Genomic DNA, 20,054 nt, shown 5'->3' on the forward strand with positions numbered 1-20,054 from the left:
GACCCATTCGGGGCCACGCTCGCGTCCGAGCCGGAGACGACCGATGATCCACCCGACCACCCTCGACGCCATCGCCATCGAGAACCGCGCCCGCGCCCTGCGCGCCGAGGTGACCCGCGCCTTCTTCGCCCGCGTCGCCGCCCGCCTCCGCGGCGTGCGCCTGCCGCAGGGTGCCGCGCAGACCGCCTGAGCGAGACGACATTGCCGACGGATGTGGGGGGCGCTAGGCGCCCCCCATGTCGTTCGAGCGCCCCGTCATCCGCCTGAAGCCCCGCGCCGACGCGCGCCGCGTCCGCCACGGGCACCCGTGGGTCTATGCCGACGACCTCGTGCTGGACCGGCGGTCCAAGGCGCTCGCCCCCGGCACGATCGCCACGCTGGAGGACGCCGAGCGGGTGCCGCTGGCGACGGTCGCGGTGAACCCGCTGTCGAAGATCGCCGTGCGGGTGCTGGACACGCCGGAGGCCGGGATCGACGCCGCGTGGCTGCGCGCCAAGGTCGCCGCCGCCCACGCGATGCGCGCGACGCTCTACGACGCCCCCTACCACCGCCTGATCCATGCCGAGGGCGACGGGCTGCCCGGCGTGGTCGCGGACCGGTTCGGGGACGCGGTCGTGCTGCAGCCCAACGCGGCGTGGGCCGAGGCGCTGCTGGGGCCCATGGTGGAGGCCATCGCCGACGTCACCGGCGCGACGACGATCCTGAAGTCCGCCTCGGGGCGGACCCGCGCCTTGGAGGGGCTGGACGACGTTCCGGGCGTGCTGCGCGGGACCGCGCCGGACGCCCCCGTCCCGGTGCCGATGAACGGGGCGACCTACCTCGCGGACCTGACGGGCGGGCAGAAGACGGGGCTGTTCTACGACCAGCGCCCGAACCACGCCTTCGCCGCGCGGCTGGCGCCGGGCGGGCGGGTGCTGGACGTGTTCTCGCATGTGGGAGGCTTCGCGCTCGCGTCGCTGGCGGGCGGCGCGGCCCATGCGACGGCGGTTGACGGTTCGCCGGCGGCCTTGGAACTGGCCACCGGCGGGGCGGACGCGATGGGGATGGGGGACCGGTTCGCCACCACCAAGTCGGACGCCTTCGCCGCGCTGGACGCGCTGGCGGGGGAGACCTTCGACAGCGTGATCTGCGACCCGCCCGCCTTCGCGCCCGCCAAGCCCGCGCTGGACAAGGGGCTACGCGCCTACGAGCGGGTGGCCCGGCTGGCCGCGCCCTTGGTCGCGGAGGGCGGGTGGCTGACGCTCTGCTCCTGCTCGCACGCGGCGGACCTGTCGCGCTTCCACGCGGCCTGCGCGCGCGGGATCGGGCGGGCGGGGCGGCGCGCGGCGCTGGTGCGGACGGGGTTCGCGGGGCCGGACCATCCGGTGCATCCGCTGCTGGCGGAGACGGGCTACCTCAAGGCGCTGACGTTCAGGCTGTCGTGAAGGTCCTGCTCGACGCCTGCGTGCTCTACCCGACGGTGCTGCGGGAGATCCTGCTGGGCGTGGCGGCGACGGGCGCGTTCCGCCCGCTCTGGTCCGAGCGCATCCTCGAGGAATGGGCGCGGGCGGCGCGCAAGATCGGCCCCACGGGCGAGGCGCAGGCGCGGGCCGAGGTGGCCTTGGCGCGCGCCGCGTGGCCGGAGGCGGAGGTGCGCGTGGGCGCGGGGACGCAGGCGCGGCTGTGGCTGCCGGACCCGGACGACGTGCACGTGCTGGCGGCGGCGATCGACGGGGGCGCGGACCGGCTGGTGACGTTGAACATGCGCGACTTCCCCAAGGGCGAGGTGCGGGCCGAGGGGATCGAGGTCGAGCCGCCGGACGCGCTGCTGATGGAGTTGTGGCTGCGGGACGGGGCCGCGGTGGAGGGGGCCGTGGAGGCGGTGCGCGCGCGCGCCGAGGCGATGGCGGGGGAGCCGGTGGCAGCGCGGGCGCTCCTGAAGCGGGTGCGGCTGCCGCGGCTGGGGAAGGCGGTGGTGTCCGCCTGAGCGGAGCGCCCGGCCCGGTGCGCGGGCCGGCGCTTCGTCGAAGGATGCGCGACGCGGACGCGTCTTCCGACAGTCGATGGATAAACCGCGCCGCCCGGAGGTCGGATGCGCCGACCCCCGGTCCGGCACTGGCCCTGCTCCGACGACGCGTGGCGTCCTGCGCGATACGACCGCGTAGCGGTCCGCGCATCGCCGGGCCGTCCCCCGGCCCGGCGATCCGTCGAAGGTCCCGCGACGCCGGGGCGTCGTGCGGGGGTGAGGGATAAATCGCTTCGCGGGGAGGTCTGGTCGCCGCGCCACGGCCCTGCGATGCGCTGCCGTCTCGCTCAGGCGGGGATCAGCACGTCGTCCCGCGTCATCAGCGCCTCGACCCGCGCCTCCACCTCGGGCGACGGCCGGTCCCCGCGCCCCGCGTCGCGCAGGCTCGTGAACCAGTGCTCCGGCGGCGTCCGGCCCGCCCGCGCGCCGCGCCATTCGAGGCCGCGCAGCACGTCCTCCGCCTCGGGGGGCAGGCGGTCGGGCACGTCCGCGCCCGAGAGCGCCGCCCAGACGAGCGTCCAGCATCGCCCCACCGACCACGGGTTGTAGCCGCCGCCGCCCAGCACCACGAGGCGGGGCGCGAGGCCCATGAGGCGCCGCACGATCCCCTCGTGCGCGCGGTTGGACCATGCGAGGCGGGAGAGCGGGTCCTCCTCCACGGCGTCGGCCCCGCATTGCAGGACGATGGCGTCGGGGGCCATGCGCTCCAGCAGGGGGGCGATCAGGCGGTCGCGGAGGTGGGCCGCGTCGCCGTCGTGGCTCCCGCGGGGGAGGGGGAGGTTGAAGGTCTGGCCGATGCCGCGATCCGCGAGGTGGCCGGTGAAGGGCCAGCGCCGCTCCTCGTGGACGGAGATCAGGAGCGTGTCGGGGTCGGCGGCGAAGGCGTGCTCCACCCCGTCGCCGTGATGGGCGTCGATGTCCACGTAGGCGATGCGGCGGGCGCCGTTCCGGCGCAGCGACAGGATCGTGAGGACCGGGTCGTTGAGGTAGCAGAACCCCGCCGCGCGGTCGGGGAAGGCGTGGTGCGTGCCGCCGCCGGGGTGGTGGACGATGCCGCCGTCGCGCAGCAGGTTACCCGCCAGCAGCGACGCGCCCGCCGATGTGGCGGGACGACGCCAGACTTCGGCGAAGACGGGGTTGGACGTGGTGCCGAGGCCGTGCCGGGCGCGGGTGGGGTCGTCGACGGTGCCCGCCGCCTCGGCCCGCGCGAGGGCGTCGACATAGGCGGGGGTGTGCCAGAGGTGGAGCGCCTCCGGCTTGGCGCGGGGCGACCGGAGGAAGCGGTCGCGCGGGAGCCAGCCGAGCGCGCGGGACAGGTCCATGACCGTGGAGACGCGGGGGACGCGCAGCGGGTGCCACGGGCCGTAGGAGGAGCCGCGATAGACCTCGTGGCCGAGCATCCGGGCGGCGGTCACTCGGCCAGCGCGGCCTCGATGGCGCGGGTCAGGCGCGGGGCGTCCATGCGCGTGGGCGCGGGCTCGAAGGCGAGGAGGCGGTCGCCGTCGATCAGCGCCTTGTTGAAGTTCCACGTCGGAGCCGCGCCGTGGGCGTCGGCGAGCCAGCGGTAGAAGGGGTGGGCGTCGGCGCCGGTGACGTCGGTGATCGTCGTCATGGGGACGGTCAGGCCGTACTGGACCTCGCAGAATTCGGCGACCTCGGCCTCGGAGCCCAGTTCCTGCCGGAAGCTGTCGGAGGGGACGGCGAGCACGGTGAGGCCGCGGGGACCGTAGGTCTCGTGCAGGGCCTGCAGCCCCTCGAGTTGCGGGGTGAAGCCGCACCGGCTGGCGGTGTTCACGACGAGGACGGGGCCGGGCAGGGCGGCGAGGTCGATGGTGCCGCCCTCGATGGCCTCGAACTCGAAGGCCGCGGCGGGGGTGGCGAGGAGGAGGAGGGCCATGGCGCGCATGGGCGGAAGGTAGGGGCGCGGCGGGCCGGGGCCAAGCGCCCGCGTCCTTGCGCCGCCCGTGCGGGGCCATAGATTGGGGGCGCGATGATCAAGTACTCCCTCCGCTGCGCCGACGGGCACGACTTCGAATCGTGGTTCCAGTCGGGCGAGGCCTACGACGCGCTGGCGTCGAAGGGGCTGCTGTCCTGCGCGGTCTGCGGGGGCGGCGGTGTGTCCAAGGCGCTGATGGCGCCGAAGGTGGGCACCAAGGGCAACCGCAAGGAGGCGGCGAACCTGCCCGCCGCGCCCAAGCTGTCCGAGCCCGCCTCGAAGCTGGAGAAGGCCATCTCGGAGTTGCGCGCCAAGGTGGAGGCGAACTCCACGTGGGTGGGCAAGGGCTTCGCCAAGGAGGTGCGCGCGCAGGCGTCGGGCGAGACGCCGGAGCGGCCCGTCTGGGGCGAGGCCACGCCCTCGGAGGCCAAGTCGATGCTGGAGGACGGGCTGCCGGTCGCGCCGCTGCCGTTCCGGCCTAAGGCCAAGAGCAACTGATGCCCCGTTCCGAGAGCCGCGCGCTGATCGTGGGGGCCTCGCGCGGGATCGGCGCGGCGCTGGTGGCCGAGGGGCGCGCGCGGGGCTGGGACGTAATCGGCACGACGCGCGACGGCGACCCGGCGGTGGACGTGACGGACGCGGCGTCGGTGGCGGCGCTGCCGGGCCGGGTGGGCGAGGTGGACCTGCTGGTCTGCAACGCGGGCGTCTATCCGGACAAGGGCGTCGATCTGGACGGCACCACCGACGAGATGATGCGGATGGCGATGGAGGTGAACGTCGTGGGCGTGTTCGCCGTCGTGCGCGCGATGCGACCCTGCCTGCGCGACGGCGCCAAGGTGGCGATCGTGTCGTCGCAGATGGGCATCTCCGCGCGGCCCGCGCCCAACGCCTTCGCCTACCGGGCGTCCAAGGCGGCGGCGACGAACCTCGCGGCCAATCTCGCCGTGGCGCTGGCGCCGAAGGTGGCGGTGGGCGCTTTCCATCCGGGCTGGGTGCGCACCGACATGGGCGGATCGTCGGCGGCGGTGTCGCCGGAGGAGTCGGCCAAAGGCCTCTGGGACGGGTTCGCGGCGCTGGAGCCCGGCTTGACCGGGGCGGGCTCGGGCGTGATCAGGTCCTATGACGGAACGCCGCTCCCCTTCTGACCCGACGCGCCGCCGTGTCCTCGGATGCGGGCTGGGCGCGGCGCTGCTGGCGGCGCCGCTGGTCGCCGCCGCGCCGCTGACGGTCTTCGCCGCCGCCTCGCTCAAGGGGCCGCTGGACGAGATCGCCGCCGCGCGGGGCGCGCGCGTCGCCTATGGCGGGTCCGGCCTGCTGGCGCGGCAGGTGGCGGCGGGGGCGCCCGCCGACGTGGTGGTGCTGGCCGCGACGGACTGGGCGGACTGGCTGGCGGCGCAGGGCGCGACGCGGGGCGGGGTGGTCGACGTGGCGGGCAACCGGCTGGCGCTGGCGGGACCGGCGGGCGCGGCGCCGGTGGACCTGTCGGCGCAGGCGCTGGAGGCGCGGCTCGGGTCCGGGCGGCTGGCGATGGGCGACCCGATGTCGGTCCCCGCCGGGCGCTACGCGCAGCAGGCCTTGGAGACGCTGGGCGCGTGGGGCGCGCTGTCCGAGCGGCTGCTGCTGTCCGAGAGCGTGACCGCCGCGCTGGCCTACGTGGCGCGCGGGGCCGCGCCACTCGGGCTGGTCTACGGCTCGGACCTGCGCCGCGCCGACGTGGCCGAGGTGGCGGCCATTCCCGCGACCGCCCACGCGCCGATCCGCTACCCCGCCGCCGTCACGGCCCGCGCCGCGCCGGGGGCCGAGGCGCTCCTCGCGGCCATCGCGGACGCCCGCCCGACCTTCGCCGCCCACGGCTTCGCGTGATCGACCTGCCGCCCGAGGCGTGGGAGGCGCTGCGCCTCTCGCTGCGCGTCGCCGCGGTGGCGACGCTCGCGGGGATGCCGCTGGCCTTCGCGGTGGCGTGGCTGCTGGCGCGGGTGGCGTTCCGGGGGCGGTGGCTGGTGGAGGTGGCGGTGCTGCTGCCGCTGATCCTGCCGCCGGTGGTGACCGGCTACGCGCTGCTGGCGGTCTTCGCGCCTGCCGGACCGCTGGGCTTCCTTCCCTTTGCCTTCCGCTGGACCGGGGCGGCGCTGGCGGCGGGCGTGATGGCGTTCCCGCTGATGGTGCGACCCATCCGCCTCGCGCTGGAGGCGGTGGACCCCCGCGTGGAGGAGGCGGCGGCGACGATGGCGTCGCCGTGGCGCGTGATGGCGACGGTGACGCTGCCGCTGATCGCGCCGGGCATCCTGGCCGCGGCGATCCTCGGCTTCGCCAAGGCGATGGGGGAGTTCGGCGCGACGATCACCTTCGCGGCCTCCATCCCCGGCGAGACGCGGACGCTGCCCTCGGCGATCTACGCCTTCCTGCAGGTGCCGGGCGCGGAGGCTGCGACTCGGGGACTGGTACTGGTGGCGGTGGTCGTGGCGGTCGTCGCGCTGGGCCTGTCGGAATGGCTGGCCCGGCGGGTGGCGGCGCGGGTGCGCGGTGCTTGAGGCGCGGGTCCGGCTGTCGCGCGGGGCCTTCGCGCTGGACGCGGAGGTGGTGGCGCCCGGCGGCGTGACCGCGCTGTTCGGGCCGTCGGGGGCGGGAAAGACGACCTTCGTGCGCGCGGTCGCGGGGCTGGCGCGGCCCGAGTCGGGGCGGATCGCGCTGGACGGGCGGGTGCTGTGGGACCAAGGCACGGACGTGCCGCCCCACCGGCGCGGGATCGGCACGGTGTTCCAGGACGCGCGCCTGCTGCCCCACCGGGACGTGCGCGCGAACCTGCTCTACGGCGCGCCGGGGGACGGGCGGCTGGGGGAGGTGGTGGACCTCTTGGAACTGGGCCCGCTGCTCGACCGGCGTCCGCGCCACCTGTCGGGTGGCGAGGCGGCGCGGGTTGCGCTGGGCCGCGCGCTGCTGACGGAGCCGCGGCTGGTCGTGCTGGACGAGCCGCTGGCCTCGCTCGACGCGCGGCTGCGCGGGGCGATCCTGCCCTACCTTGCTCGACTGAAGGCGACGGGGGTGCCGATGCTGCTGATCACCCACGACGCGGAGGAGGTGGTGGCGCTGGCCGACCGGGTGGCCTTCCTCGATGGCGGGCGGGTCGTGGACGCGGGGCCGCTGGCGGAGGTGCTGGGCGACCCCGTGCGCGCGGCGCGGCTGGGGGCGGGGCAGGCGGGCGTCGTGCTGACCGAGGCGGACGGGCTGGGCGTCGTGGGGCGGGTGCGGGCGCGGGACGTGGTGCTGGTCTCGGAGCGGGTGGAGGTCGCGGGCGGCGTGGTGGTGCCGGTGCGCGTGGAGCGGGTGCGGGACGGTGTGGCGGTGTGCGACACGGGCGGGGTGCGGCTGCTGGCGGACGTGGGGGATGCGCCGATCGAGGGGATGCGGTTCGCCGTGTTGCGCGGCGGACCCTAGATCGAGGGCGAGCCGAGAGCGCATCGCAGGGCCGTGGCGCGGCGATGCGCGCCATCCGCGGCGTGATTTATCCCTCACCCCCGCACAACGCCGACCCGTCGCGGTACCGGAGATGGATCGCCGTGCCGTGGGGACGGCCCGGCGATGCGCGGCTCGCTGGCGCTCGCGTACCGCGCGGGTGCGTTAGCCCGATCGTCAGACTCTATGGTCGTGGGACGTCATCCGCATCGTTCTCGTCCGGACTGTCCGCGTCCCCGAAGAGCCCGGCCTCACCCTCGGTCTGCTCCGCCTCGGGCGGTGTCCGCTCCAGCAGCCCGGCCTGCCGCAATTCCTTGAGCCCCGGCAGATCGCGCGGGCTCGACAACCCGAACTGGTCGAGGAAGGCGCGGGTCGTGACGAAGGTGGCGGGGCGGCCCGGCGTCTCGCGGCGGCGCCCGAGCTTGATCCACTCCAGCTCCATCAATTGGTCGAAGGTGCCGCGCGAGGCGGAGACGCCGCGGATCTCCTCGATCTCGGCGCGGGTGACGGGCTGGTGGTAGGCGACGATGGCCAGCGTCTCGACGGCGGCGCGCGACAGCTTGCGAGTCTCGACCGTCTCGCGGGTCATCAGGAAGGCGAGGTCGGGGGCCGTGCGCATGGCCCATGCGTCGCCCACCTTCACGAGGCGGACGCCGCGCCCCTCGTAGCGGCGGGCGAGCGCGTCAAGGGCGGGCGCGGCCTCGCAGCCGTGGGGCATCCGGGCCTGCAGGTCGGCGATCGTCACCGGCTCGGCTGCGGCGAAGAGGATGGCCTCGACCATGCGCTCCTGCTCTGCCTGCGGCGGGGCGGGGAAGAGGGCGTCGGTCATGCGCCCCGCGTCCCCGCGCGCCGGAGGCTGATGGGGGAGAAGGTCGCGTCCTGGCGGATCTCGACCTGCCCGTGCTTGGCCAGCTCCAGCGAGGCGGCGAATGTCGCGGCGAGCGCGGAGCGGCGCTGGGCGGGCGTGTCCCAGCCGTCGGGGAGGAAGGCCGACAGGTCCGTCCAGTCGGCGAAGTCGCCGATCAGCGGGCGCAGCCGCTCCAGCGCCTCCTCCATCGTGAGCACCCCCTCGCGGTCCATCACGTAGGGGCGGAAGTCGTCGCGGGTGCGGACGCGGGCGTAGCCTTGGAGCAGGTCGAGGAGCGTGCAGTCGTAGGTGACGTGGCGGGCGCGGACGACCTCCTGCGGCATGCCGCGGGCGAAGACGTCGCGGCCCAGCCGGTCCAGCGCCATCAGCTTGGCGGCGGCGCGGCGCATCCCCTCCAGCCGCTCCAGCTGGAAGGCGAGGTGGGCGGCCATGTCGGCGGCGGACGGCCCCTCCTCGGTGGGGTCGGGGGGGAGCAGCAGGCGCGACTTCAGGAAGGCGAGCCACGCGGCCATCACGAGGTAGTCGGCGGCCAGCTCGATCCGCAGTTCGGCGGCGGTCTCGACGAAGCGGAGGTACTGGCGGGCGAGGTCGAGGACGCTGATCTTGGCGAGGTCGACCTTCTGGCCGCGCGCCAGCGTCAGCAGCACGTCGAGCGGCCCCTCGTAGCCGTCCACGTCGACCACCAGCGCCTCCATCGCGCGGCGTGCGTCGACGTCGTCCCGCGGCGGGCCGTCCTCGAAGTCGTCCGGGTCGGTCATGGGGCTCCCTACGCCAGCGCGTCCATCTCCGCACGGGCCGCGTCGAGGTCGATCTCCTCGGGCGGGGCGCGGAAGGCGAGGGCCTCGTCTGCGCGCCGCAGCGCGTCGCCGGAGAGCGCGCCGGAGACGGAGACGACCGCCTCCATGTCGCCCTGCTCCCCGTTGCAGTGCAGGATCACGTCGACGCCCGCCGCGATGGACCGCGCGCAGCGCGTGGCCATGTCGCCGGGCAGGGCGCCCATCGAGATGTCGTCGGTCATCAGCAGGCCGCCGAAGCCGATCGTCTCGCGGATCTCGCGGATGATCGCGGACGAGTGGGTGCCGGGCCGGTCGGGGTCGATGTCGCGGTAGACGACGTGCGCGGTCATCCCCAGCGGCAGGTCGTTGAGCCCCCGGAACACCGCGAAGTCGGTCGAGCGCAGGGCGTCGGCGGAGGCGTCGACGTGGGGCAGGCGCTTGTGGCTGTCGGCCGCCGCCCGCCCGTGGCCGGGGATGTGCTTGACCACCGGCAGCACGCCCCCCGCGAGGCAGCCCTCGGCGTTGGCGCGGGCGCGGGCGATCACCTCCTCGCGGGTGCGCCCGTAGAGGCGGGAGAGCAGGAACTCGTGGGTCGCGTCCGTGGCGATGTCGGCGGTCGGCGTGCAGTTCACGTCGATGCCGACGTCGTGGAGCTCCTGCGCTATGAGGCGCGCGCGCAGCCACATGGCGCGGACGGGATCGGCGGCGCGGTCCATCTGCGTCAGCGGGCGGCGCCAGCGGGACCAGAAGGGCGGGCCGAGGCGCTGCACGCGCCCGCCCTCCTGGTCCACGAGGATCGGCGCCTGCCGCCCCACGGCGGCCCGCAGGTCCGCGGTGAGCGCGCGCAGCCGGTCCGGGGTGTCGACGTTGCGGGCGAACAGGATGAACCCCCACGGGTCGGCGTCGCGGAAGAAGGCGGCCTCGTCGCGGGACAGGTCGGGGCCTTCGCAGCCGAGGATGTAGGCACCGGGCATGGCGGCCTCCGGATCGATCTCGGCAGGTCTATGCGGGGCGGCGCGGGCCTCGTGCAAGCGAGGGGCGCGCGGTCGGTGGCGGGGCGTTGCCGGGATGCCTGCCCTGGAACGCGCAAGCCCCGGCGCGGGGCCGGGGCTTCGGGGGTCTCAGCGCATCGTCACGGGGATGCAGGCCGCGTTGCGCGCCGTCAGCGCCGAGCAGAACCGCCGCGCGGCGTCGCCGTCGTCAAAGCCCACCACCCGCAGGCGCCAGAAGTCGCGGCCCCCGGACTGCGCCTTCATGATCATGCGGGACTTGCCGCCGAGGTATTCGGGGAAGCGGTTCGACAGGCGCTCCCACTCGCGCTTGGCGATGACCTCGCTGTCGAAGGCGCCGAGCTGCGCCACGCGGGTGCCCGGCGCGATCGAGGAGGGCTCGACGTCGCGGACGCCGCCGGCGGCGGCGACCTGCGGCGCGTCCGCCGGGACGGGCGCGGCGGCGAGGGCGGGGCGCCCGGCCGGCCGCATCCTGGGGCGGGCGGAGGCGTGGGGCTGGCCCGCCGTCGTCTCGAGGAGCTCGGGCGCGTGCGCGGCGGCGAGCGCCTCGGCGGCGGGGTCCGCGCCGGGCGTGGCGAGCGTGGAGGTCGCGGCGATCGCGTCGGCGACGGCCCCGTGGTCCACCTCGGTCGAGAGGGGCGACGGCGCGGCGATCACGGCCGCCGCGGCGGCGGCGGCCGCGTCGCGCGAGATGGCGGTGCGGCTGACGGTGTCGGTGATGTTCTGGACGGTGCGGGGCAGGGGGCGGCTCACCGGCCCGGCGGCGACCTGCACGCCCAAGGGCGCGGCGTCGAGGGCGATCGGATCGGGGGCGAGCGCCACCGCGTCGGGCGCGAGGGCGGCGCCCCGGCCCGAGGTGATGTCGGAGAGCGCCATGCCTTGATAGGCCGCCTGCTGCCCGCCCGGGTTCTCGGGGGCCACGCGCATCGGCCCTTCGAGGGCGCGGATCACGGGGACGTCGGAGACGTCGCGCATCGTGAGCTGGACCGCCCAGACGGCCATCCCGGCGGTCACGGCGAGCGACGCCATCGCGCCGGCCCAGCCGGCGGTGCCGAATCGCGCCTGCGCCGACGGCGCGGGCGCGGGGCCGGCGGCGGGGGCGCGGCGCGCGGGCGCGACGAGCGGGGGCTGCGACGGCGCGCCGACCCCGTTGAGATGATCCATGTCCGACATTGGCCTGCCTCCACGCGTCCGTCGCCGCCGTGGCCGCGCGGACGTCTTGGTTCACTGCGTTGGGGCCGCCGTGGTTGACGCGCCCGCCTCGTACCCTCGGCCGGCGCGTCTGGTCATGGGACGCGGTTCACCGCATCTCCTGCGCCGGCTCGACGCCCAAGATGCCCAAGCCCGCCGCGATCACCAAGGCGGTCGCCCGCGCGAGGGCCACCTTCGGCAAGGACGTGTCGCGCGAATCCTGCAGGAAGCGGAGGTCCGCCACATCGTTGCCACGATTCCAATGCGCGTGAAGGGCGCCCGCCAAGTCGTAGAGATAGAAGGCGATCCGGTGCGGCTCGTGGCCCTTGGCGGCGATCTCGACCATGCGCGGCCACTCTGCCAGCTTGGCCATCAGCGCGGCCTCGGCCTCGTGGTCGAGCGCCGCGAGGTCCGCGCCGCGCAGCGCGTCGTCCGAGACGTCCCACCCCTGCTCGGCGGCCTTGCGGAGCACGGACATGATCCGGGCGTGGGCGTATTGCACGTACCAGACGGGGTTGTCGCGCGACTGCTCGAGCACGGCGTCGACGTCGAAGTCGAGCGGCGCGTCGTTCTTGCGCGTCAGCATGACGAAGCGGGTCACGTCCGCGCCGACGAGGTCCACGACGTCCGAGAGCGTGACGAAGGTGCCCGCCCGCTTGGACATCTTGAAGGGCTGGCCGTCCTTCGTGAGCTTCACGAGCTGCGTCAGCTTCACGTCGAGCGGCACCTTTCCGTCCGAGAGCGCCGAGACGGCGGCCTTCATCCGCTTAACGTAGCCGCCGTGGTCGGCGCCGAACACGTCGATCAGCGCGTCGAAGCCGCGCTCGATCTTGTCGTAGTGGTAGGCGATGTCGGGGGCGAAGTAGGTCCACGACCCGTCCGACTTCTTGACCGGGCGGTCCACGTCGTCGCCATGCTCGGTCGACTTGAACAGCGTCTGCTCGCGCGGCTCCCAGTCCTCGGGGGTCTTGCCCTTCGGCGGCTCGAGCGTGCCGGTGTAGATCAGGCCCTTGTCGTCCAGCGCCTCCAGCGCGGCCTCGATCCGTCCGGTGCCGTAGAGGCTCCGCTCGGAGAAGAACTCGTCCATCTTCACGCCGAGGAGGTCGAGGTCGCGGCGGATCAGGTCCATCATCGCGTCGATCGCGAAGTCGCGGACCTCCTCCAGCCAGTACTGCTCGCCCTTGTCGAGATAGGCGTCGCCGACCTTGGCCTTGAGCGCCTCGCCCACCTCCACGAGGTAGTCGCCCGGATACTCGCCGTCGCCGAACTCAGGCGTGAGGCCATGCGCCTCGCGGTAGCGCTGGAACACCGAGCGGGCCAGCACGTCGACCTGCGCGCCGCCGTCGTTGACGTAGTATTCCCGCGTCACGTCGTGGCCGGTGAAGGCCAGGAGCGAGGCCAGCGCGTCGCCGAACACCGCGCCCCGCGTGTGGCCCACGTGGAGCGGGCCGGTCGGGTTGGCCGAGACGTACTCGACGTTGACCTTCCGGCCCTCGCCCATGCCGGAGCGCCCGAAGGCCGTCCCTTGGTCGAGGACGGCCGCGACCACGCCCTGCCACGCGGCGGGGGCGAGGCGGAGGTTGAGGAAGCCCGGCCCGGCGACCTCGGCGCTCGCGATGCGCGGGTCCCGCGCCAGCAGGGCGGCCAGCCCGGTGGCGATGTCGCGGGGCTTCTTGGCGGCGGGCTTGGCCAGCACCATGGCCGCGTTCGTCGCCATGTCCCCGTGGGAGGCGTCGCGCGGGGGCTCGACCGAGATGCCCCGCGTCTCCAGCCCCTCGGGGAGCGAGCCGCCGCGGGTCATCGCGTCCACGGCGTCGATCACGGCGGCGCGGATGTCGGCGAAGAGGTTCATGGGCTCGGTCTCCTGGGGCGGGCGGAGAGCCGGATAGGGCAGGGGATGCGCGGGCGCAACGTCAGGCGCACGCGCCCGCCAGCCGCGCCGCGAGGTCGCCCTTCGGCGCGACCTCGATCCTCTCCAGCCCGAGCCAGCCCGCCATGCCCCGCAGCGCGTCGCCCAAGGCCGCGCAGGCGTGGTCCGGGGCGTGATCCTCGCCGTGGGTCGCGAGCACCCGCAGGACGCCCGCCTTGCGGTCCGCCTTGAGGTCCACGCGGGCCACCAGCGCGTCGCCGAGGAGGAAGGGCAGCACGTAGTAGCCGTGGCGGCGCTGCTCCGCCGGGGTGTAGATCTCCAGCTTCACCCGCATCCCGAACAGCCGCTCGGCCCGGTCGCGGGTCCAGACGAGGGGGTCGAAGGGGGCCAGCAGGCGCGTCGTCTCGACCGTCCTGGGGATGCGCGCGTCGCGGTGCATCCACGCCTCGGGCCAGCCGGTGATGCGGACGGGGACGGCCACGCCCTCCTCGGCGAGGCGGGACAGGGCGGCGCGGCTGTCGCCGGGCCTGAGGCGGAGGAAGTCGCGCAGGTCGCCCTCGGTCGCCACGCCCTGCGCCCGCAGCGCATGGTCCATGAGCCGGGCCTGCGCCTCGGCCCGATCGGGGACGGGCGCGTCGAGGGCGGCGCGGGGCAAGACGCGCTCGGGCAGGTCGTAGACCCGCTCGAAGGTGCCGCCCCGCGTGGCCGTGGTCAGGCGCCCCGCCCAGAAAAGCCACTCGACCGCCTGCTTGGTCTCCGACCAGCCCCACCAGCCGCCCTCGCCGCGGCCCCCGAGGTCGCCGGAGGACACCGCCCCTTCCGCCTCGATCCGGGCGAGCGTCGCGTCGATCAGGTCGCGCCTCTCCCGCCCGAACCGCGCGAGGTTGCCATACAGGCCAATGCCTTGGCGGGCGTCCTTCATGCGCCACTGCCAGAGCGGCCAGTCCTCCACGGGCGCGTAGGAGCATTCGTGCCCCCAATACTCGAACAGCCTGCGCCGCCGCCCGCCATAGGCCGCGCGGTGCAGGTCCGCCGGGTCGAACGGGCCGAGGCGGGCGTGGAGCGTCAGCAGGTGCGCGCGCGCGACCACGTTGACGCTGTCGATCTGGAGCAGGCGCATCCGGCGTGCGGCGCCCACGACGTCCATCCGCGGGGCGCCCTGGTGCAGCCCCTGCGCCGCGATGGCGAGGCGGCGCGCCTCGGACGGGGAAAGGCGCTCGCGCGGCACCTCAGCCCTCGTGGCGCAGCTCGAAGTCGAGGGTCAGGTCGCAGCCCTCCAGCCCGCCGGCGGCCCCGCCCATCATCGACGCGATGTCCATCCGCACCCCCGAGTCGATCCGGTCGGGCGCGAGCAGCGTCAGCGTGATCGTCCCGGCGTCCTGCCCGTCCTCGGACATCGCGCCCGACCACGTCTCGCCGTCGCGGGTCCAGTCGATGCGCTGCCCCTCGCCCACGCGGTTGAAGGCGGGGACCGTGGAGGGATCGAAGGTGCCGCCCCACGCGATCTCCTCGGCCTGGGTCCGCGCCGTCGCCTCGGCGATCTGGGACGCGATGGCCATGAACGCCTCGGGGCAGGCCTCGGCGAGGGTCATGCCCATGGGCGTCGTCACCCACGTCCCGTCGAGCGGGGCGTCCTGCGCGGCGGCGGGCGTGGCGAGGAGGAGGGCGGCGAGCAGGGTGCGGGTCATGGCGGGTCCGGGCGCGTGAGGGTCCGCGCACCCTAGGCGCGGCGGCGGGGACGAGAAAGGGCGGCCCGAGGGCCGCCCGTCCGCCGTCGCCGTGGGGGCGATCAGCAGGAGTAGTACATGCCGTACTCGACGGGGTGCGGGGTGTGCTCGAACGCGTACACCTCCTCCCACTTCAGCTCCATGTAGCCCTCGAGCTGCGAGCGCGTGAACACGCCGCCGGCCAGCAGGAACTCGTGGTCCTTCTCCAGCTCGTCCAGCGCCTCGCGAAGGGACGCGCAGACGGTCGGGATGCCGGCCAGTTCCTCGGGGGGCAGGTCGTAGAGGTCCTTGTCCGAGGGCTCGCCCGGGTGGATCTTGTTCTGGATGCCGTCGAGGCCCGCCATCAGCAGCGCCGAGAAGCACAGGTAGGGGTTGGCCGACGGGTCGGGGAAGCGGGCCTCGACGCGCTTCGCTTTCGGCGACTCGGTCCACGGGATGCGCACGCAGCCCGAGCGGTTGCGGGCCGAGTAGGCGCGCAGCACCGGGGCCTCGAAGCCCGGGATCAGGCGCTTGTAGGAGTTGGTCGAGGGGTTGGTGAAGGCGTTCAGCGCCTTGGCGTGCTTGAGGATGCCGCCGATGAAGTAGAGCGCCTCCATCGAGAGGTCGGCATACTGGTCGCCCGCGAAGAGCGGCTTGCCGTCCTTCCAGATCGACATGTTGACGTGCATGCCGGTGCCGTTGTCGCCCGCGATGGGCTTGGGCATGAACGTCGCCGACTTGCCGTAGGCATGCGCCACGTTGTGGATGATGTACTTGTACTTCTGAAGCTCGTCGGCCTGCTTGGTCAGGCTGTCGAAGATCAGGCCCAGCTCGTGCTGGCAGGACGCCACCTCGTGGTGGTGCTTGTCCACCTTCATGCCGATCCGCTTCATCGTGGAGAGCATCTCGGAGCGCAGGTCGTGGGAGGCGTCGGTCGGGTTGACCGGGAAGTAGCCGCCCTTGACGCCGGGCCGGTGGCCCATGTTGCCCATCTCGTACTCGGCGTCGGTGTTCCACGCGGCGTCCGCGGCATCGACCTCGAAGGAGACCTTCTGCATCGTGTTCGAGTAGCGGACGTTGTCGAAGAGGAAGAACTCCGCCTCGGGGCCGCAGAAGAAGCTGTCGCCGATGCCGGACGACTTGAGGTAGGCCTCGGCCTTCTCGGCGGTGCCGCGCGGGTCGCGGTCATAGGCCTCGCCGGTGTCGGGCTCGACCACGGAGCAGTGCACGCACAGCGTCTTCTCGGCGTAGAACGGGTCGACGTAGGCGGACTCGGTGTCCATCATCAGCTTCATGTCCGACGCCTCGATGCCCTTCCATCCGGCGATGGAGGAGCCGTCGAACATGAACCCTTCCTCGATGAAGTCGGCATCGACCTGATCGGCCATCACCGTGACGTGCTGCAGCTTGCCGCGCGGGTCGGTGAAGCGGATGTCGACGTACTCGACCTCCTCGTCCTTGATCGTCTTGAGGACAGTGTCCTTGCTCATGGGGGGGCTCCCTCGCTGGTATGGTCGTTCGTGGGTGTGGGGGGTCAGATCGCGTCTTCGCCGGTCTCGCCGGTGCGGATGCGGATGGCCTGCTCGACCGAGCTGACGAAGATCTTGCCGTCGCCGATCTTGTCCGTCTTGGCCGCGTCGACGATGGCCTCGACGGCGGCGTCGACCATGTCGTCGGCGAGCACGACCTCGATCTTCACCTTCGGCAGGAAGTCGACGACGTACTCCGCGCCGCGGTAGAGTTCGGTGTGCCCCTTCTGGCGTCCGAACCCCTTCACCTCGACCACGCTCAGACCTTGGATGCCGATGCCCTGCAGGGCCTCCTTCACCTCGTCGAGCTTGAACGGCTTGATGATCGCCTCGAGCTTCTTCATTCGCCTCTCCTCCGCGTCGGGGCCTCCTGTCGCCGGGTGGTGGGGCGGCCTCAATCGGCTAGGGTGCGGCGGGGCGGGCGCCTCCGGATGGAATCCCCTCCGATGCCCGCGAAACGGGCGTCGTGGTCAATTATTGGGCAGATTGGGAATGAGGCGGGTCGAACTGGTCACCGCCGCGCGGATGCGGGGAATCGAGGCGGCGGCGATGGCCTCGGGCGAGGTGACGGGGCTGGCCCTGATGGAGCGGGCCGGCGCGGCCTGCGTCGATGCGGTGGCGGACGAGTGGCCGGACCTCGGGCCGGGGTCCACGGCCGTGGTCGTCTGCGGGCCGGGCAACAACGGGGGCGACGGGTTCGTGATCGCACGCCTGTTGCACGACGCGGGCTGGACGGTCCGCGTCCTCGCGATGCCCTCGGTCCGGCGCGGCCCCGACGCCGCCGCCGCGCGGCGGGCGGCCAAGGCGGCGGGGCTGCGGGCCGTGCCGCTGACCTACGACGGGTTCCGCGGCGGCGCGGACGCGGACCTCTACGTCGACGCCCTGTTCGGCACGGGGGCGCGGGGGCCGGCCACGGGGGAGGTCGGCGACCTGATGCGCTACTGGGCCGGTTCGGGGGGCGACTACGGTCATTTCCAACCGCGCACCCTCGCCGTCGACCTGCCGTCGGGCCTCGACGCCGACAGCGGGCGGGTGCCGGGCGTGCCCGACCCGTTCGGCTCGCCCACGCCCCATGCGCGCCTGACGGTGACGTTCGACTCGCCCAAGCCGGGCCACCTGCTGGGCCACGGCCCCGACCTGTGCGGGCGGGTGGTGGTCGCGGACATCGGTGTCGCGCGGTGGCGCGAGGGCGAGGCCTTCCGGGGCGGACCGATGCGCAAGGTGACGCCGGTGCGGACCGGCCTCCTCTCGGCGGAGGGGCCGTCCGCACCGCTGCCTTCGCCGTGGCAGGTGCCCGAAGGGCGCCCGCCGCTCGGCGGGGCGCGCCCCTTCGCCAAGGGGCAGGGGCACAAGTACGACCACGGCCACGCGCTGGTCCTGTCCGGCGGGGTGGGCCGGGGCGGGGCCGCGCGGCTGGCGGCGCGGGGTGCGCTGCGCGTGGGGGCGGGGGCGGTGACGCTGGGCTGCCCGCCCGCCGCCGTGCCGGAGAACGCCTGCCGCCTCGACGCGGTGATGATCGCGCGGATCGCGGACGGCGACGCGCTGCGCGCGGCCTTGGAGGACGGGCGGCTGACGGCGCTCTGCCTCGGCATGGGGCTCGGCTCCGGCGGGCGGGAGCGGGACCTCGTGGCGGCCGCCCTCGGGGCGGGGCGCGCGACGGTGCTGGACGCGGACGCGCTGCGGATGCTGGGCGAGGATGCCGACCTGCGGGGGCGGCTGCACCCGCGCTGCCTGCTCACGCCGCACATGGGCGAGTTCCGCGCGCTCTGCCCCGACCTCGCGGACCGCCTGTCGCCGACCCGCCCGGCGGCTCCGGACGATGCGGACGCGGCCGGCCCCGCCGCGCGGGCGGAGGAGCGGGCGCCGATGTACTCGAAGATCGACGCGGCGCGGGACGCGGCGGCGCGGCTGGGCTGCGCGGTGCTGCTGAAGGGGCCGGACACCGTGGTGGCCGAGCCGGACGGCCGAGCGCATGTCGTCGCCTCGGTCGGGCCTCACGCGGTGCCCGACCTCGCCACCGCGGGGGCGGGGGACGTGCTGGCGGGGATCGCGGCGGGGCTGATGGCACGGGGCTGGCCCCCCGGTCTCGCCGGGGCACAGGCCGCTTGGCTGCATGCCGCGGCGGCGCGCGGGTTCGGGCCGGGCCTCATTGCCGAGGACCTGCCGGACCGCCTGCCCGCCGTGCTGCGCGCGCTGTCCTAGCGCGGGCGGATCGGCTGCGACTTCGCGGCGAGCGCCTTCGCGCTTTCTCTCACTTGGATGCACATGGGGACGGTCCACCGGACCCGCGCGGCAGCCGTCGGGCCGAAATGGGGCACTTCCGTGGAACCCGCCCGGCTGCTATCCGCAGCGCGGATGCGGGTGTGGCGGAACTGGTAGACGCACCAGATTTAGGTTCTGGCGCCGCGAGGCGTGGGGGTTCGAGTCCCTTCACCCGCACCACATCCGCGCCCCGGCCGCCGGGCGCGACGATGCCGGGGGGCCGCGCTTGACCGATCCGATCCCGTCCTCGCCCCGCGACCGCCTGATCCGCCTCTTCGAGGCCGGCGTCGCCCGGGCCGATCCCCACGCGGCCACGACGGCCCATCTCCCCGACGCGGCCCCCGATGCGATCCTCGCGCTGGGCAAGGCCGCGATCCCGATGGCGCGCGCCGCGCTCGACCGCTTCGCGGGCACGCCGACGCTCGTCGTCACGAACCCCGAGAACGCCGCAGACCTGCCCGGCGCCGAGGCGATCCTCGGTGCCCATCCCGTCCCCGACGCCGCCTCGGCGCGGGCGGGGGCGGCGCTGCTGGACCGCGCCGCGGCGCTGGGCGCGGGGCGGCGCGCGCTGGTGCTGATCTCGGGTGGCGGCTCGGCGCTGGCCATCGCGCCGGTGGCGGGCGTGACGCCGGAGGAGAAGGCGGAGGTCTCGCGCCTGCTGCTCGGCGCGGGGCTGGATATCGAGGCGATGAACGCCGTGCGCCGCGCGCTCTCGCGCCTCAAGGGCGGTGGGCTGGCCCGCGCCGCCGCGCCCGCCCGGCTCGACGCGCTGATCCTGTCGGACGTGATCGGGGACGACCCGCAGGCCATCGCCTCCGGCCCCACGGTCGCGCCCACGACGGGCCATGCCGAGGCGCGGGCCGTGCTGCGGGCGGCGGGCCTGTGGGACCGCGTGGCCGCTTCGGTGCGCGCGGCGCTCGACCGGCCGGACCCCGCCCCGCCGCCCGACGCGGGCTGGACGCTGATCGGATCGAACGCGCTGTCGCTCGCGGCGATGGGCCGGGCGGCGCCGGACGCCGCCGTCGATCCCGACCCGCTGGTGGGCGACGTGGCCGACGCCGCCGCCCGCATCGCCGCCGCCGCCCGGCGAGGGCCGGGCACCACGCTCTGGGGCGGGGAGACCACGGTCGTCCTGCGCGGGCGGGGCCGGGGCGGGCGCAACCAGGAACTGGCCCTGCGCGTCGCGCTGGCGCTGAAGGGGTGGGGCCGCCGCTGGACCTTCCTGTCGGGTGGCACGGACGGGCGGGACGGGCCGACGGAGGCCGCGGGGGCCGTGGTGGACGACGGCACGCTGGCCCGGATGCGCGCCGCCGGCATCGACCCGGTCGCGCGGCTGGCCGACAACGACGCCAACCCGGCGCTGGCCGCGTCGGGCGACCTGCTCGTCACGGGGGGGACGGGCACGAACGTCGCGGATCTGCAGGCCCTCGTCGTGCATTGAGCCCCCG

Annotated in this window: 21 protein-coding genes and 1 tRNA gene; 11 read left to right on the plus strand and 11 right to left on the minus strand. The window is 74.7% G+C overall.

Annotation, left to right across the window (positions count from 1 at the left end):
• Positions 1 to 43: 43 nt before the first annotated feature.
• From JQC91_RS15005 to JQC91_RS15015, 3 genes are read left to right on the plus strand one after another with little or no spacing between them, the layout of a single operon-like run.
• Complete coding sequence (locus JQC91_RS15005) at positions 44 to 190, plus strand: hypothetical protein (protein ID WP_203288042.1); 147 nt, start codon at positions 44 to 46, stop codon at positions 188 to 190.
• Between the two features lie 46 nt (positions 191 to 236).
• Complete coding sequence (locus JQC91_RS15010; RefSeq protein WP_203288044.1) at positions 237 to 1,424, plus strand: class I SAM-dependent methyltransferase; 1,188 nt, start codon at positions 237 to 239, stop codon at positions 1,422 to 1,424.
• The gene (locus JQC91_RS15015; protein ID WP_203288046.1) at positions 1,421 to 1,966 is read left to right on the plus strand and encodes a PIN domain-containing protein; all 546 of its coding nucleotides are present in this window, start codon (positions 1,421 to 1,423) and stop codon (positions 1,964 to 1,966) included. The genes JQC91_RS15010 and JQC91_RS15015 overlap by 4 nt, the downstream gene beginning before the upstream one ends.
• Positions 1,967 to 2,292: 326 nt before the next feature.
• Here JQC91_RS15015 and JQC91_RS15020 read toward each other — a convergent pair whose 3' ends face one another.
• Positions 2,293 to 3,405 carry an acetoin utilization protein AcuC gene (locus JQC91_RS15020; protein WP_203288656.1) on the minus strand — a complete coding sequence of 371 codons (1,113 nt, stop codon included), beginning with the start codon at positions 3,403 to 3,405 and terminating at the stop codon, positions 2,293 to 2,295.
• 11 nt (positions 3,406 to 3,416) lie between these two features.
• The gene (locus JQC91_RS15025) at positions 3,417 to 3,911 is read right to left on the minus strand and encodes a glutathione peroxidase (RefSeq protein WP_203288048.1); all 495 of its coding nucleotides are present in this window, start codon (positions 3,909 to 3,911) and stop codon (positions 3,417 to 3,419) included.
• Between the two features lie 84 nt (positions 3,912 to 3,995).
• Here JQC91_RS15025 and JQC91_RS15030 point away from each other — a divergent pair, with 84 nt between their 5' ends.
• Genes JQC91_RS15030 through JQC91_RS15050 form a run of 5 tightly spaced genes read left to right on the plus strand, consistent with a single transcriptional unit; the run spans position 3,996 to position 7,376 of the window.
• On the plus strand, positions 3,996 to 4,439 hold the full coding sequence (locus tag JQC91_RS15030; RefSeq protein WP_203288050.1) for a DUF1178 family protein: 444 nt from the start codon (positions 3,996 to 3,998) through the stop codon (positions 4,437 to 4,439).
• Positions 4,439 to 5,086 carry an SDR family NAD(P)-dependent oxidoreductase gene (locus JQC91_RS15035; RefSeq protein ID WP_203288052.1) on the plus strand — a complete coding sequence of 216 codons (648 nt, stop codon included), beginning with the start codon at positions 4,439 to 4,441 and terminating at the stop codon, positions 5,084 to 5,086. Before JQC91_RS15030 ends, JQC91_RS15035 begins: the two co-directional genes overlap by 1 nt.
• Entirely contained in the window at positions 5,061 to 5,804 is a 744-nt protein-coding gene (gene modA / locus JQC91_RS15040) for a molybdate ABC transporter substrate-binding protein (RefSeq protein WP_203288054.1), read from the plus strand. Before JQC91_RS15035 ends, modA begins: the two co-directional genes overlap by 26 nt.
• Entirely contained in the window at positions 5,801 to 6,472 is a 672-nt protein-coding gene (gene modB / locus JQC91_RS15045; RefSeq protein WP_203288056.1) for a molybdate ABC transporter permease subunit, read from the plus strand. The genes modA and modB overlap by 4 nt, the downstream gene beginning before the upstream one ends.
• Positions 6,465 to 7,376 (plus strand): ATP-binding cassette domain-containing protein, encoded by a 912-nt coding sequence (locus JQC91_RS15050; RefSeq protein WP_203288058.1) that lies wholly within the window; start codon positions 6,465 to 6,467, stop codon positions 7,374 to 7,376. Before modB ends, JQC91_RS15050 begins: the two co-directional genes overlap by 8 nt.
• A 202-nt stretch (positions 7,377 to 7,578) precedes the next feature.
• Here JQC91_RS15050 and scpB read toward each other — a convergent pair whose 3' ends face one another.
• The 9 genes from scpB to JQC91_RS15095 all read right to left on the minus strand — a co-directional run bounded on the left by scpB (position 7,579) and on the right by JQC91_RS15095 (position 16,688).
• A complete protein-coding gene (gene scpB, locus JQC91_RS15055; protein WP_203288060.1) occupies positions 7,579 to 8,223 on the minus strand; it encodes an SMC-Scp complex subunit ScpB in 645 nt (214 codons plus the stop codon).
• Complete coding sequence (locus JQC91_RS15060; protein ID WP_203288062.1) at positions 8,220 to 9,020, minus strand: ScpA family protein; 801 nt, start codon at positions 9,018 to 9,020, stop codon at positions 8,220 to 8,222. Before JQC91_RS15060 ends, scpB begins: the two co-directional genes overlap by 4 nt.
• Positions 9,021 to 9,028: 8 nt before the next feature.
• Positions 9,029 to 10,012, minus strand: a complete 984-nt coding sequence (locus tag JQC91_RS15065) for a glycoside hydrolase family 3 protein (protein WP_203288064.1) — start codon at positions 10,010 to 10,012, stop codon at positions 9,029 to 9,031.
• 147 nt (positions 10,013 to 10,159) lie between these two features.
• On the minus strand, positions 10,160 to 11,221 hold the full coding sequence (locus JQC91_RS15070; RefSeq protein ID WP_203288066.1) for an SPOR domain-containing protein: 1,062 nt from the start codon (positions 11,219 to 11,221) through the stop codon (positions 10,160 to 10,162).
• Between the two features lie 127 nt (positions 11,222 to 11,348).
• Positions 11,349 to 13,091 carry an arginine--tRNA ligase gene (argS, locus tag JQC91_RS15075; RefSeq protein WP_203288068.1) on the minus strand — a complete coding sequence of 581 codons (1,743 nt, stop codon included), beginning with the start codon at positions 13,089 to 13,091 and terminating at the stop codon, positions 11,349 to 11,351.
• Between the two features lie 61 nt (positions 13,092 to 13,152).
• Positions 13,153 to 14,337: a crosslink repair DNA glycosylase YcaQ family protein gene (locus JQC91_RS15080; RefSeq protein WP_203288070.1), complete on the minus strand. Its 1,185-nt coding sequence runs from the start codon at positions 14,335 to 14,337 to the stop codon at positions 13,153 to 13,155.
• A gap of 1 nt (position 14,338) precedes the next feature.
• Complete coding sequence (locus JQC91_RS15085; protein WP_203288071.1) at positions 14,339 to 14,797, minus strand: hypothetical protein; 459 nt, start codon at positions 14,795 to 14,797, stop codon at positions 14,339 to 14,341.
• 101 nt (positions 14,798 to 14,898) lie between these two features.
• Complete coding sequence (gene glnA / locus JQC91_RS15090) at positions 14,899 to 16,305, minus strand: type I glutamate--ammonia ligase (RefSeq protein WP_203288072.1); 1,407 nt, start codon at positions 16,303 to 16,305, stop codon at positions 14,899 to 14,901.
• Positions 16,306 to 16,349: 44 nt separating this feature from the next.
• The gene (locus JQC91_RS15095; RefSeq protein ID WP_203288073.1) at positions 16,350 to 16,688 is read right to left on the minus strand and encodes a P-II family nitrogen regulator; all 339 of its coding nucleotides are present in this window, start codon (positions 16,686 to 16,688) and stop codon (positions 16,350 to 16,352) included.
• Positions 16,689 to 16,836: 148 nt separating this feature from the next.
• Between JQC91_RS15095 and JQC91_RS15100 the strand changes: the two genes are divergently transcribed.
• The 3 genes from JQC91_RS15100 (at position 16,837) to JQC91_RS15110 (ending at position 20,047) form a co-directional block, all read left to right on the plus strand.
• On the plus strand, positions 16,837 to 18,546 hold the full coding sequence (locus tag JQC91_RS15100; RefSeq protein ID WP_203288074.1) for an NAD(P)H-hydrate epimerase: 1,710 nt from the start codon (positions 16,837 to 16,839) through the stop codon (positions 18,544 to 18,546).
• A 155-nt stretch (positions 18,547 to 18,701) separates the two neighbouring features.
• Positions 18,702 to 18,786, plus strand: a tRNA-Leu gene (locus JQC91_RS15105).
• A 46-nt stretch (positions 18,787 to 18,832) separates the two neighbouring features.
• Positions 18,833 to 20,047 (plus strand): DUF4147 domain-containing protein, encoded by a 1,215-nt coding sequence (locus tag JQC91_RS15110; protein ID WP_238941575.1) that lies wholly within the window; start codon positions 18,833 to 18,835, stop codon positions 20,045 to 20,047.
• Positions 20,048 to 20,054: the final 7 nt, after the last annotated feature.

This window comes from Jannaschia sp. Os4 (genome assembly GCF_016820245.1).
In the GTDB taxonomy this organism is placed as follows: domain Bacteria; phylum Pseudomonadota; class Alphaproteobacteria; order Rhodobacterales; family Rhodobacteraceae; genus Jannaschia.

What these genes read in the sequence shown, in the direction of transcription:
- JQC91_RS15020 (WP_203288656.1), bottom strand. Translation starts at nt 3,405, where the DNA reads ATGCTCGGCCACGAGGTCTATCGCGGCTCCTCCTACGGCCCGTGGCAC.
- scpB (WP_203288060.1), bottom strand. Translation starts at nt 8,223, where the DNA reads ATGACCGACGCCCTCTTCCCCGCCCCGCCGCAGGCAGAGCAGGAGCGC.
- JQC91_RS15065 (WP_203288064.1), bottom strand. Translation starts at nt 10,012, where the DNA reads ATGCCCGGTGCCTACATCCTCGGCTGCGAAGGCCCCGACCTGTCCCGC.
- JQC91_RS15005 (WP_203288042.1), top strand. Translation starts at nt 44, where the DNA reads ATGATCCACCCGACCACCCTCGACGCCATCGCCATCGAGAACCGCGCC.
- JQC91_RS15025 (WP_203288048.1), bottom strand. Translation starts at nt 3,911, where the DNA reads ATGCGCGCCATGGCCCTCCTCCTCCTCGCCACCCCCGCCGCGGCCTTC.
- JQC91_RS15100 (WP_203288074.1), top strand. Translation starts at nt 16,837, where the DNA reads ATGAGGCGGGTCGAACTGGTCACCGCCGCGCGGATGCGGGGAATCGAG.
- JQC91_RS15035 (WP_203288052.1), top strand. Translation starts at nt 4,439, where the DNA reads ATGCCCCGTTCCGAGAGCCGCGCGCTGATCGTGGGGGCCTCGCGCGGG.
- glnA (WP_203288072.1), bottom strand. Translation starts at nt 16,305, where the DNA reads ATGAGCAAGGACACTGTCCTCAAGACGATCAAGGACGAGGAGGTCGAG.
- JQC91_RS15060 (WP_203288062.1), bottom strand. Translation starts at nt 9,020, where the DNA reads ATGACCGACCCGGACGACTTCGAGGACGGCCCGCCGCGGGACGACGTC.
- JQC91_RS15085 (WP_203288071.1), bottom strand. Translation starts at nt 14,797, where the DNA reads ATGACCCGCACCCTGCTCGCCGCCCTCCTCCTCGCCACGCCCGCCGCC.
- argS (WP_203288068.1), bottom strand. Translation starts at nt 13,091, where the DNA reads ATGAACCTCTTCGCCGACATCCGCGCCGCCGTGATCGACGCCGTGGAC.
- modA (WP_203288054.1), top strand. Translation starts at nt 5,061, where the DNA reads ATGACGGAACGCCGCTCCCCTTCTGACCCGACGCGCCGCCGTGTCCTC.
- JQC91_RS15030 (WP_203288050.1), top strand. Translation starts at nt 3,996, where the DNA reads ATGATCAAGTACTCCCTCCGCTGCGCCGACGGGCACGACTTCGAATCG.
- JQC91_RS15095 (WP_203288073.1), bottom strand. Translation starts at nt 16,688, where the DNA reads ATGAAGAAGCTCGAGGCGATCATCAAGCCGTTCAAGCTCGACGAGGTG.
- JQC91_RS15010 (WP_203288044.1), top strand. Translation starts at nt 237, where the DNA reads ATGTCGTTCGAGCGCCCCGTCATCCGCCTGAAGCCCCGCGCCGACGCG.
- JQC91_RS15070 (WP_203288066.1), bottom strand. Translation starts at nt 11,221, where the DNA reads ATGTCGGACATGGATCATCTCAACGGGGTCGGCGCGCCGTCGCAGCCC.